Genomic DNA, 12,748 nt, shown 5'->3' on the forward strand with positions numbered 1-12,748 from the left:
TCCTTTCCCCCGTAGGGCGTATGCGGTATTAGCAGTCGTTTCCAACTGTTATCCCCCTCGACTGGGCAGATCCCTAGGCATTACTCACCCGTCCGCCGCTCGCCGGCAAAGATAGCAAGCTATCTTCCCGCTGCCGCTCGACTTGCATGTGTTAGGCCTGCCGCCAGCGTTCAATCTGAGCCATGATCAAACTCTTCAATTAAAGTTTTGTTGCTTCCGTCTTGCGACTTCAGCGGCTCAATGAATTCTACTGTTTTGATTCGCTTTGCTCACTAATAAGCATCGCGTTTCAATTCATACATTACTGTATGTACATATTACTATGAACACTCAATCATGCTTCCCATTAAGGAGAATGACTTGAAAACATTGATTTAAATTTTTGACTGCCAACCCGAAGGCTAAGCAGTTTCGATTAACTCAACACCTGTGAGTGTCCACACAGATTTCTTGTTTTATCTTGTTAAAGAGCAACTCAACCTCATAAGATAAGGTGAGTACCACACTGAGCGTCGAACGTTTCCAGTTGGCTAGGGCTGCGCATTCTACGCATTTCCCGTTTCGCGTCAAGGAGTTTTTACAAACTTTCTCAACACTCATCAATCAGTAAACTCATCAATGAACTGTCACACCAGGCTGCTTAACGCTGTCTGCCGTGTCAGTGGATGCGCATTATAGGCAGTGAAACTTTTTGTGCAAGGGCTTTTTTAACAATCTGCGCCAAGCGAATAAATAACCACCAAACTGCAGAAATATACTGCAATACTGAGCAATATCGCTGTTTGGGTTGATAAGTTTGGCAGAAGGAATAGCCTATTGCTGGAGTTTTAATAGATTGAATGGGCATAAACAGAAGTTGATAGCTATTTTTCGTAATATCTATCAGCAAACCTCTAAAAGCGTTATGCCCAGTGTGATGTCTTACTCTTGTTTGCACCTAGCTAATGATAAGCACTGATCAAAAGCACGAGCCCTAAGATTTATACTCTTCTTGTTTCTCTTTTTCGATACTTGTAGCGCTTTGTGTTTGTGCTGCAGCTTGGGTTGAGTGATTGATCTCGACATTCGTCACCGTATCATCACCGACAATATGCGCGACTTTGAGTTTCCTTACCGTTCTGATAGTAATGATCGGGCCTGAAATCGCATATAAGTAGAAGCCGACACATAAGATCAATGCAGGTTGAACTGACACCACCACAAATACACCGACGACCAGTAAGATCACGATAAAGTTAACCTTGCCACGCCAGTCAATTTCTTTAAAAGAGTGATAGCGAAAATTACTGACCATCAATAAACCAGTTGCCGCAGTCACAAGGGCTGCAATCCAACTGATATTTTTTCCATCGAGACTGTATTGATTACCAAGCCAAATGCTGCCAGCAATAACAGCTGCAGCGGCCGGACTAGCGAGACCTTGAAAATAACGCTTATCGGCAACGCCAACTTGCGTATTAAATCGAGCGAGCCTGAGTGCCGCACCTGCACAATAAATAAATGCCGCCAACCAACCAATTTTACCTAAGTCGGCTAATGCCCAATTGTAGGCGAGTAGTGCTGGCGCCATTCCGAAGGACACCATATCCGCCATACTGTCGTATTCGGCACCAAAATCACTTTGGGTATTAGTCAGTCTTGCCACTCGACCATCGAGACCATCACAGATCATGGCTATAAAAATGGCTATTGCAGCAGCTTCAAAGTTAGCATTCATGGAAGCAATCACAGCATAAAAGCCAGAAAACAATCCTGCTGTCGTAAAAAGATTAGGCAGTAAATAGATACCTTTATTCTTTACTGTTTGATTTGAAGAATTTTGCATACACTTATTACGCTAGTTCAGTGAAGAGAAGTTAGCTTTCAAGATAACATATTTTATTATCATGTCGATGAGAGACCAGTTAGGGATAATTTCGATGTTAAAAGTGAACATGTTCAGAATAATACTGTATCGATGGCTCTGGCTCGGCCTTTTCATTAGCCCCGTTTCTGCGGGCGTTATCTATACTTGGGTCGACGAAAATGGGGTGACGCATTACAGCCAACAAGCCCCGCAACAAGAAAACATCAAAGCAGAAAAGCTCTACAGTGAAGATTTAGAGCAGGCGAAAGTGGGTTTTATCGCACCGGTAAAGAAAGTTGAGCCAACTTCTAAAGCCAATGAATTAGAAAAGTCAGCGGCGCTGATTAAAGAAAAAGACGCCAAACAGGCTAACTCCATTTGTGAGAGTGCAAAACACAATTTAGAAATACTCACAACGCACACTAAGCTTATCCGCCAAACTTCCGATTCGGGTGAATCTGTCGCTATGACTGAAGAAGATCGCCAAGCCTCGATTGCCCAGCAGCAGGAAAGAATCAAACTCTTCTGTGATAAGAAGTAGCCAAATTTACTATGCCACTACATTAATGAACAACGATTAACGCTGATGCAATAAAAAAGGAGCCGAGTTAAAAACTCGGCTCCTTTCGTTTTAGTGCTTGAAGCGGGAGCGATACTGACTAAAACAGCGCTATCTCTTATTGCAAGATAGTTTATTTCAAGCTCGTTCATTCAAGAACGCTTATTTCAGTTCGCCTATTTCAACATATCCAACTTCAAGCTTGCGATTAACGTATCGCATTCAAACAACACACTAAATGACTAGCTACTGGTCACAGGTTATTGCTCGAACACTAACTCGCCACCCGCACAACTGACCTTGATCGGTTTACCCGGTAACAAGTCACCACGCAGTAATTTCTGCGCCAGCGGGTTTTCGACTTCTTGCTGCAATGCCCGTTTCAACGGTCTTGCACCATACACAGGATCGAAACCAATTTCCGCAATCAGTGATAATGCGTCGTCGGTGATCTCCAATGTATAGTCCTTTTCAGCCAAACGTTGGCGTAAGGAAGCAATCTGTATCGAAGCAATACGCTTGATATTGGCAGCATCCAATGGATGGAACACCACAGATTCATCGATACGGTTTAAAAACTCGGGTCTGAAACTGTGAGTGACCACATTCATTACCGCCGCTTTCATCTCTGCATAGGTCACTTGACCAAATCCTTCTTGGATAATGTCGGAGCCTAAGTTCGAGGTCATGATAATCACTGTATTTCTAAAATCTACAGTACGACCTTGACCATCGGTTAAGCGTCCATCATCAAGCACTTGCAGTAAGATGTTAAACACATCGGGATGCGCTTTCTCGACTTCGTCGAGCAATATCACTGAATAAGGTTTGCGACGAACGGCTTCCGTTAAGTAACCGCCCTCTTCATAACCTACGTATCCAGGAGGCGCCCCCACTAAACGCGATACTGAGTGTTTCTCCATAAACTCAGACATATCAATGCGCACTAAAGCCGATTCGGTATCAAATAAGAACCTCGCCAGTGATTTACACAGCTCAGTTTTACCTACACCCGTTGGGCCTAAGAACAGGAACGAGCCAATCGGGCGATTTGGATCCGCCAGACCCGCGCGGCTACGACGAATCGCATTCGCAACCGCATCGACGGCTTCGTTTTGGCCGATCACTCGTTCATGCAGCGCCACTTCCATTTGCAGTAATTTTTCGCGCTCGCCTTCAAGCATTTTCGATACGGGTATTCCCGTCGCTTTCGACAATACTTCGGCGATTTCGAACTCAGTAACCTTGTTACGCAATAACGTCATGTCCTGCATTTCGGCTTGCGATGCCAAATCGAGCTGTTTTTCAAGCTCAGGAATACGACCGTATTGCAGCTCAGACATCCGAGTTAAATCACCCGCACGACGCGCCACTTCTAAGTCCATTCGAGCCTGTTCGAGATCGGCTTTTATGTGCTGAGTGCCCGCTAATGCGGCTTTTTCAGTACGCCAGATTTCGTTCAACTCTGAAGCTTTCGCTTCAACGTCACGTAATTCCTCTTGCAAATGATCAAGCCTGCGACGACTCGCCTCATCATTTTCTTTGGCTAACGCCTGCTCCTCCAGTTTGAGCTGGATAGCACGACGTTCAAGCCTGTCGAGTGACTCAGGTTTTGAATCCATCTGCATACGGATGCTTGATGCCGCTTCGTCGATCAAATCGATCGCTTTATCGGGCAACTTACGATCCGACACATAACGGTGCGACATGGTCGCTGCCGCCACTATCGCCGGATCGGTAATTTCCACATGGTGATGCAGCTCGTAACGTTCTTTCAGTCCACGCAAAATGGCGATGGTATCTTCAACGCTTGGTTCATCCACCAGCACTTTTTGGAAACGACGTTCAAGCGCCGCATCTTTTTCAATATACTGACGATACTCATCAAGTGTGGTCGCGCCCACACAGTGCAAGTCACCACGCGCTAACGCAGGTTTGAGCATGTTACCCGCATCCATTGCGCCTTCACCTTTACCGGCGCCGACCATAGTATGCAGTTCGTCGATGAAGAGGATCACTTGACCTTCTTCCTGCGCTAACTCATTCAATACCGCTTTTAAACGTTCTTCGAACTCACCGCGATATTTAGCGCCCGCAATCAATGAGCCCATATCGAGGGATAAGACACGCTTATTTTTAATGCCCTCGGGGACTTCACCATTAACGATACGCTGGGCAAGTCCTTCAACAATCGCCGTTTTACCCACACCCGGTTCACCGATAAGGACGGGGTTGTTTTTACTGCGACGTTGTAATACTTGGATCGTGCGGCGAATTTCATCGTCACGGCCGATCACAGGATCTAACTTGCCTTGTTCAGCTCGCTCGGTGAGATCGATAGTAAACTTCTTCAACGCTTGGCGTTGATCTTCAGCGTTCGGATCATCCACTTTTTGGCCGCCACGCATTTGTTCAATGGTTTGCTCCATCAACTCTTTGGTCGCGCCGGCTTTTTTCAACGCTTGCGCAAGAGCATCGACACCTTCTAACGCAGCTAATACAAATAATTCACTAGAGATATATTTGTCTTTACGCTTTTGCGCCAATTTATCGCACAGATTTAATAAACGGATTAAACCTTGGGATAATTGTACATCGCCGCCCGTACCTTCGACTTGAGGTAAGCGTTCCAGCTCTTGACTCAAGAGCGATCGCAGCGCACTCACTCGAATGCCAGCTTGGGTCAATAAGGGATGGATTGAACCTGAATCTTGGTTCAACAATGCCATCATCAAATGCAGCGGTTCAATAAACTGATGATCACGCCCAAGTGCGAGTGACTGGGCATCAGAGATGGCAAGCTGAAATTTATTGGTCATACGATCGAGTCGCATACAGCCTCCTAACACTCATATAGTAGAGATATGCCAATCCACAGGACATCTTGCCAATTTAGTGGCTTTAAAATCAGTACCGCTAATGGAGAGATCTAAATAGGATTGGTATTACATTTCGTTAGTTAAAAGATGGGGGCTATTTAGCCAAATTCAAGCGAATAACGCGCAAATAAATACAAACTGTAGGGGAATTAGCTTAAGACTTAAGCCAGATCAATGAAGCCATGCGTCCCGTCACCTTATCGCGACGATAAGAGAAGTAATCCGTGTCGCTGACTGTGCAGATATCTGCGCTATAAATATGGTTTATACCGAGTAAACTCAAGCGTAATTTAGCCAAGCCAATAATATCGGCAAGATACTTGTTACCACTTGGAATAAAACACACTGCAGACTGCGGATGTAAAGTACAAAAGGCTTGCTGTACTTCAACACCGACTTCAAATTTTTGTGGACCAATAGCCGGGCCGAGGTAGGCAATCAACTCATCCATAGGTGAACTAAACTGCGCCGCGGTGGCCTCAATCACGCCATCACATAAACCACGCCAACCGGCATGGGCTGCAGCCACTTCGGTTCCCGCTTGATTACACAACAACACAGGTAAACAATCGGCAGTAATTATAGCGCAAACTAGGCTCGCGGTTCGGCTGTAACAGGCATCGGCAATCGGTGTATCCACAGCAGGAGCTAAGCTCAGCGCATCTAAATTAAGCACATGAGTACCATGCACTTGCTCGAGCCAGACAGGCTCAGCGGTTAACGCTAATTGTTTGCAGAGTAATTCACGATTAGCCATCACCAACTCAGGCGCATCACCGACGTGCAGTCCAAGATTCAAACTATCATAGGGATGCACGCTCACACCGCCATGACGATTTGTCATAGCGATACCGACATTAGCAGGAACAGGCCAATCGTGATTAAACACTTACAAATACTCGATCGGATGCTCGACCGTGTCTTGACGCAGTGCTTTAGTCAAAATCACCATGTCTTCAGGAATTGGCGCGTGCCAGCTCATGATTTCACAACTCACAGGGTGCGCTAATTCAAGACGCACAGCGTGCAGCGCTTGGCGCTTGAAGTTTTTCAGAATATCAAAAAACTCTGGGCTGGCCCATTTCGGCGGTTTTGGACGACCACCATACACAGGATCGCCCACTAATACGTGGCCTATGTATTCCATGTGCACACGAATTTGGTGAGTACGACCCGATTCAAGGCGCAATCTTAGACGAGTGTGGTTACGGAATTTTTCCGCCACACGATAATGCGTCACAGCAGGTTTACCTGAGTGATGCACCGCCATATGAGTACGTTTCGTTGGATGACGACCAATCGGCTCATCAACAGTACCGCCACCTGTCATAGTCCCCATCACAATCGCTTCGTATTCACGAGTGATTTCACGGGCCTGCAAGGCGGCAACTAAATGGGTTTGCGCTTCAACGGTTTTGGCTACAACCATTAAACCTGTAGTATCCTTGTCCAGACGGTGCACAATACCAGCACGTGGTACATGCTCAATATCGGGACAATGGTGCAACAGTGCATTCATCAAAGTGCCATCGGCATTGCCAGCACCAGGGTGAACCACGAGTCCCGCTTGCTTGTTGATCACAATAATGTCGTCATCTTCATAGACGATATCCAGATCAATGGCCTGTGCCGCTGCGTGAACTTCTTCTTCAAGAGTGGCATCTATGAGTATCTGTTGCAGCTCATAAACTTTCTCTCGGGGCTTATTAACGACAACGCCGTCAACATAAACTGCATCAGATAGGATCCATTCCTTGATGCGCGTGCGCGAGTAATCTGGGAACAACTCTGCTAGGGCCTGATCTAATCTCAGTCCAGTTTGTGTTGCCGAAATCTCGCTTTTTAGATTAATCTCTTGTGTCATAGGAACCGTATCCCCATTTAGGGGTCAAAAAATGTGTGCTATCTGTTACAATCGGATGTTTTCTATTTTATAGTGAAATGGAAAAATTCTTAACTACAACTTAAAAAGAATTGAATTCAAGTATGTATAAATTTTCCAAAGGCGTTACCTTAGTCCTATTTTCACTAGCGTTATCAGCCTGTAGCAGCAGCCCTGATGATAACGATATTGCCGCCAAAACGTCACCTGATGTACTTTATACTCAGGCAAGAACCTCTATGGAGCTTGGCAATTACTCTAAAGCTGTCCGTTCTTTGGAAGCGTTAGACTCACGCTTCCCCTTCGGACCTCACAAAACTCAAGTCCAGTTAGACCTGATATATGCTTACTATAAAATGGACGATGTCGCTTCTGGTATTGCGAACATAGACAGATTTATCCGTCTTAATCCAACTCATCCAGATGTAGACTATGTGTTCTATATGCGCGGTTTAGTGAACATGCAAGCCGACAATTACATGTTCCACGACATGCTTAATATCGACCGAACCGATCGTGACCCTAAAAATGCTCAAGATGCTTTCAAAGATTTTGATCGTCTTATCAAAACCTACCCTAACAGCAAATATGCCGCCGATGCGCAAAAACGCATGTTAGCGTTGAAGAATCGCTTAGCAAAATATTCAATTCAAGTTGCCGAGTATTATCTCAAGATGAATGCATGGAGCGCCGCAGCAATCCGAGCACAATCTGTAATGGAAACATACCCTGGCACCCCTTCAAATGAACGGGCATTAGAGATAATGATAGAAGCTTATGGCGAATTAGGTCAGAGCAAGCTGAAGCAAAACGTGCTCATGGTAATGCAAGCTAACTTCCCAAACAATGAAATCTTATCAAACTAACCGAGAATGCCCCTTTAATAGGGGCATTTTTTTGCTTGGTGACCTTAGATAAGCCATAAATAGATAACGCTAAGTTCTCAATGTGGATAGTGGTTTGGCTATTTTTATATCCTCAATACCAACACAAATGACACTTTCGTGTAAATCTTATCCAACTGAGTCACTTTTTCCGTTATTTAGTAAAAATCTATTGACTCAAAACCCGAAAAGCCTTTAAATTGCGCCCGTCGCCCGAATAGCTCAGTCGGTAGAGCAGAGGATTGAAAATCCTCGTGTCCCTGGTTCGATTCCGGGTTCGGGCACCATCTTTAAATGGGTTGCGATAGCGACTTATGTTAGAGAACTGCGATAGGTACAGTGCAGGTGTGGTGGAATTGGTAGACACGCCAGCTTCAGGTGCTGGTGCTCGCAAGGGCGTGGAGGTTCAAGTCCTCTCACCTGTACCAAATTGCAGTTCAAAAGTTAAGATTCACAGTGTTAAAATTGTCAATTCGATTAAATATCGAATAGCCATGCAGATGTGGTGGAATTGGTAGACACGCCAGCTTCAGGTGCTGGTGCTCGCAAGGGCGTGGAGGTTCAAGTCCTCTCATCTGTACCAACATTTAAACCTCGCAAAGCGAGGTTTTTTTGTATCTGAAGCAAAATAAATTTTCTGTAACTCTCCCCTCTTTCCTCAGATTTGCTATACCTATTGTTACAGACTCATCATAGGGATAGATAGAGTTCTGCCTAAAGGACTCTTTAGTTCACTGAGGCTATCCATATGAACGGTCTACAAATAAAACAAAAAATGTTTATCGGCATTCTGGTTCCCCTTGTAATGCTAATGACGATTGGCTTTCTCGCCATTAATATGATGGGTAAAATTGAATCGGGTGTTGAACGTATCTATGGCGATAGAGTTGTGCCACTAGACGATTTAAAAGTGATTGCTGATAAATACGCGGTCGATGTTATCGATGCGGTCAATAAGGCGAACGCGGGTGGTTTCACCGCCTCCCAAGCAGCTGAAGCACTAGACAGTGCTAAATCTACCATTACCCAGCATTGGCAAAAATACCTAGCCACTGAACTTACCTCAGAAGAATCCCGACTCGTAAAACAAGCCGAAGTGCTGTTCTCACCCGCGAATCAACAGATTGACACTCTGGTCTCACGCTTAAGAGGATTAAATGATGATGTATCAAGCCAATTATCGGCCAATATCCTGCCGCTTTACCAAGTAATAGACCCCATCAGTAACCAAATATCTGAACTGATTGCACTGCAAATTCGCGTGGCAGGCGAAGAAAAAGATCGTGTGAATGCCATTTACCAATCTTCAATCACTATTTTTGTAGCATTAGCCTGTGCCGCCATGATTATCAGTATTGTGATTGGGCTCTGGGTCAATCGCTGCGTGATGAATCCTATTAATGACATTCTCAGTAAACTTAAGCTAATCCATCAAGACTCAGATCTTACCGTCAAATTCACTACTTTTAATCACGATGAGCTAGGACAAATATCCACTAGCCTCACCCAAGTTATTAAACACTTGCGGGGCATTCTTCATTCGATTGCCGAAGCGGCAAATACCGTTAATAGTTCAGCAAATGAGTTAAGTAGCTTCACGCAGGCAACCAATAAACGTATGCAACAGCAGCAAGCCGAAACGGAGCAAACAGCAACGGCCATGAATGAGATGACGGCAACGGTCGCAGAAGTCGCCCAAAGTGCATCTGCGGCGGCAGATTCAGCCAAAGATGCCGATACCTATGCAGCCAATGGCAATAATATTGTGATGCAATCGATTAGCAGTATGTCGCAATTATCTGATCAAATTCAAAAAACGGCACAAGTCATTGGATTTCTGTCTAATGAGAGCCAAAATATCGGCCGCGTACTCGATGTGATAAAAAGCATTGCCGAGCAAACCAATCTATTGGCATTAAATGCCGCCATTGAAGCGGCCCGTGCGGGGGAACAAGGCCGCGGCTTTGCAGTCGTTGCGGATGAAGTGCGGACCCTTGCGCAGCGCACCCAAAAGTCTACCCAAGAAATTGAGGCCATGATTGCCACACTACAACAAGGCGTTAAAGAAGCAGTTAACGCTATGGAAATAGGTATAAATCAAGTAGATGATGCTAATGATAAAGCTAATCAAGCAGGCCAAGCACTGAAAGAAATCGTCTCCTCAGTAGATAGCATCACAGAACTTAATACTCATATTGCGACCGCTGCCGAAGAACAAAGTAGCGTTGCCGAAAGCATTAATCGCAGTATTATTGCCATCAGCGATATTGCAGAACATTCCACCTCATCGGCGGCTGAATTAAGTGAATCTGTGGTTAATTTAACTAAACTCGCCAACAGTATGCGCAATCAAGTGAGTGCATTTAAACTCTAAGTCAAAAAACCACACCATGACTGCAATAAGCTTTGCCGTTGCAGTCAATCTCCCTCAAATAACCTGTAACGCACTGAAATAATACGTTTATTTACCCCCCCTATCTCGTGACCGCTTTGATAAAGCACTTCAAATGACCTCAATCACGCTTATCGGTAGCACGAATTGCGATCATCACTATTGATCTAAATCAAATAGATCTTTAAACTTATTTAACATTCATAATATTTGCACGTTAAGGATTTTCTATGTTGGACAGCCGTACAATCCAAGTTATCAAGAGCACTATCCCCTTACTCGAATCCGCAGGCCCTGCGCTGACGACCCATTTTTATGAACGTATGTTCAAACATAATCCTGAACTAAAAGATGTATTTAACTTGGCACACCAGCATTCTGGTGGCCAGCCTGTTGCCCTGTTCAACGCCGTCGCGGCTTATGCTAAAAATATTGAAAACTTAACGGTGCTAAGTTCGACTGTCGAGCGCATTGCCCAAAAACATACAGGCTTTCTGATCAAGCCTGAGCAATATGCGATCGTCGGCAGCCACTTATTGGCCACCCTTAAAGAGTTAGGCGGTGATGCAGTAACAGAAGAAGTATTAGAAGCTTGGGCCCAGGCCTATGGATTTTTAGCAGATATATTTATTCAACGAGAAGCTCAAATTTATCAGGAACATGCAGAACAAGATGGCGGTTGGGTGGGTGAGCGTCAGTTTATCATTAGCGCGAAAAAGACTGAGTCCACAGTCATTACCTCCTTCATATTGACGCCCGAAGATGGTAAGCCAGTTAAAGATTTCATTCCCGGCCAGTACTTAAGTTTGAAACTAAAACATCCCAATTTAGCATATGAAGAAATCCGCCAATATTCCCTATCCGATGCGCCGAATGGCAACAGTTACCGCATCAGTGTGAAACGTGAATTAGGTGGTCAAGTGTCTAATCTGCTACACGATACCATGCATATCGGTGACAAAATTGCAATTATGCCGCCGGCGGGAGATTTTATCTTAGAAGTCGAGGCGGACATCCCCGTAGTGCTCATTTCAGCAGGAGTGGGTCAAACACCGATGAAAAGCATGTTGAATCAATTGATCAAGTTGCAACATCCAAGTGCTATTACTTGGCTACATGCCTGTGAGCAAGGTGATGTACATGGTTTCAAACAGGCTATTCACACCAAGCGCCAGCAACATCATAATCTGAAGAGCCATGTTTGGTATCGCAAGCCGAGTTCAACCGATGTGGTAGGTACAGATTATGATTTTGAAGGACAAATGGAATTAAGCAAAGTCGCAGATCAACTGCTTCCCCATGCACGTTACTATTTCTGCGGGCCTATTGGATTCATGTCAGCCATCAAGCAACAATTACTCGTTCTGGGTGTATCAACTGAAAACATGCACTATGAAGTATTCGGCCCCCACGCCGATCTCTAATCCCATGTCACGGGCTTGGGACACTTGACTCTCAAGTCCATTTTTATATTTAGAATCCGCAGAATAATGGCTAATAAATTGAAGTGCTCTATGTCTCTAAGCTACCGGTTTACAGCGGATAGAAGCCACTTCTGCGGCAGTCAGCACACGACTTTTGCCCGACGCCAGAGCTTCATCCAACACAATATCACCTATTGATAATCTATGTAGACCAACAACTGGGTTTCGAAAGCGACCAAACATCCGCTTAATTTGATGGTACTTACCTTCCTTTAAAGTCACTTCAGCAACATGATCAGCAAGGATCACCAATTTAGCAGGCTGAGTCATTATATCTTCAAAGCTGAAATACATACCTTCGGCAAATGCGGCGATATATTCTTCAGTTAATGGATTAGCTAAGGTGACGCGATACACTTTATCGACCTTATGCGTCGGTGACATTAGTGCATCAGACCAGCGGCTGTCATTGGTCAGTAATAACAAACCCGAAGAATTTAAATCTAGTCTACCCGCGATATGTAACTCATCACGGGCTTCGCAATCGAGCAAATCAATCACGGTTTTATGCTGAGTATCTTTAGTCGCGCTCACCACGCCAATCGGCTTATGCAACATCAAATAAACTGGCGTGTTGGCCTGTAATATTTGCCCATCGAGTTGGATGTGAGAAAACTCATCCACTTGCCTATTCATGTCCTTCACTATCAATCCATCAACGCGTACTCGGCCCAAGAGTAACAGTTCACGTACCGCTTTACGGTGAGTGTGTAACTGGGTACAGAGATAACGATCGAGTCGGCCGCGCTTAGACTGCATAACACCACAAATGACGAAATATGAATGGGATAGCCATTCTAGCAGGATGCGAGTTCAGGTCAT

The 12,748-nt window shown here is 44.9% G+C and carries 9 protein-coding genes, 3 tRNA genes and 1 rRNA gene; 7 read left to right on the forward strand and 6 right to left on the reverse strand.

What is annotated here, in order from left to right; translation table 11 throughout:
• Positions 1 to 202 (reverse strand): 16S ribosomal RNA (locus tag L5M17_RS20665); the annotation flags it as partial.
• Positions 203 to 973: 771 nt separating this feature from the next.
• Positions 974 to 1,825: a CDP-diacylglycerol--serine O-phosphatidyltransferase gene (gene pssA, locus L5M17_RS20670; protein ID WP_173496968.1), complete on the reverse strand. Its 852-nt coding sequence runs from the start codon at positions 1,823 to 1,825 to the stop codon at positions 974 to 976.
• 94 nt (positions 1,826 to 1,919) lie between these two features.
• Here pssA and L5M17_RS20675 point away from each other — a divergent pair, with 94 nt between their 5' ends.
• A complete protein-coding gene (locus L5M17_RS20675; RefSeq protein WP_173496967.1) occupies positions 1,920 to 2,387 on the forward strand; it encodes a DUF4124 domain-containing protein in 468 nt (155 codons plus the stop codon).
• Positions 2,388 to 2,665: 278 nt separating this feature from the next.
• Here the strand turns inward: L5M17_RS20675 and clpB are convergent, their stop codons facing one another.
• The 3 genes from clpB to rluD all read right to left on the reverse strand — a co-directional run bounded on the left by clpB (position 2,666) and on the right by rluD (position 7,148).
• The gene (clpB, locus tag L5M17_RS20680) at positions 2,666 to 5,239 is read right to left on the reverse strand and encodes an ATP-dependent chaperone ClpB (RefSeq protein ID WP_173246329.1); all 2,574 of its coding nucleotides are present in this window, start codon (positions 5,237 to 5,239) and stop codon (positions 2,666 to 2,668) included.
• Between the two features lie 199 nt (positions 5,240 to 5,438).
• A complete protein-coding gene (gene pgeF, locus L5M17_RS20685; RefSeq protein WP_263148990.1) occupies positions 5,439 to 6,173 on the reverse strand; it encodes a peptidoglycan editing factor PgeF in 735 nt (244 codons plus the stop codon).
• The gene (gene rluD / locus L5M17_RS20690) at positions 6,174 to 7,148 is read right to left on the reverse strand and encodes a 23S rRNA pseudouridine(1911/1915/1917) synthase RluD (protein ID WP_105249966.1); all 975 of its coding nucleotides are present in this window, start codon (positions 7,146 to 7,148) and stop codon (positions 6,174 to 6,176) included. It lies immediately after the preceding gene.
• Between the two features lie 122 nt (positions 7,149 to 7,270).
• Between rluD and L5M17_RS20695 the strand changes: the two genes are divergently transcribed.
• From L5M17_RS20695 to hmpA, 6 genes are all read left to right on the forward strand, one after another.
• A complete protein-coding gene (locus tag L5M17_RS20695; protein WP_105249967.1) occupies positions 7,271 to 8,032 on the forward strand; it encodes an outer membrane protein assembly factor BamD in 762 nt (253 codons plus the stop codon).
• A 229-nt stretch (positions 8,033 to 8,261) separates the two neighbouring features.
• A tRNA-Phe gene (locus tag L5M17_RS20700) sits at positions 8,262 to 8,337 on the forward strand.
• Between the two features lie 54 nt (positions 8,338 to 8,391).
• Positions 8,392 to 8,478: transfer RNA gene (locus L5M17_RS20705), tRNA-Leu, on the forward strand.
• Positions 8,479 to 8,546: 68 nt separating this feature from the next.
• Positions 8,547 to 8,633: transfer RNA gene (locus L5M17_RS20710), tRNA-Leu, on the forward strand.
• 165 nt (positions 8,634 to 8,798) lie between these two features.
• Positions 8,799 to 10,424 (forward strand): methyl-accepting chemotaxis protein, encoded by a 1,626-nt coding sequence (locus L5M17_RS20715; RefSeq protein ID WP_263148991.1) that lies wholly within the window; start codon positions 8,799 to 8,801, stop codon positions 10,422 to 10,424.
• Between the two features lie 248 nt (positions 10,425 to 10,672).
• A complete protein-coding gene (hmpA, locus tag L5M17_RS20720; protein WP_113939924.1) occupies positions 10,673 to 11,866 on the forward strand; it encodes an NO-inducible flavohemoprotein in 1,194 nt (397 codons plus the stop codon).
• Between the two features lie 96 nt (positions 11,867 to 11,962).
• Here the strand turns inward: hmpA and L5M17_RS20725 are convergent, their stop codons facing one another.
• A complete protein-coding gene (locus L5M17_RS20725) occupies positions 11,963 to 12,685 on the reverse strand; it encodes a pseudouridine synthase (protein ID WP_113939923.1) in 723 nt (240 codons plus the stop codon).
• Between the last annotated feature and the right edge of the window lie 63 nt (positions 12,686 to 12,748).

The organism is Shewanella sp. SW24 (assembly GCF_025653395.1).
Lineage (GTDB): Bacteria > Pseudomonadota > Gammaproteobacteria > Enterobacterales > Shewanellaceae > Shewanella > Shewanella oncorhynchi.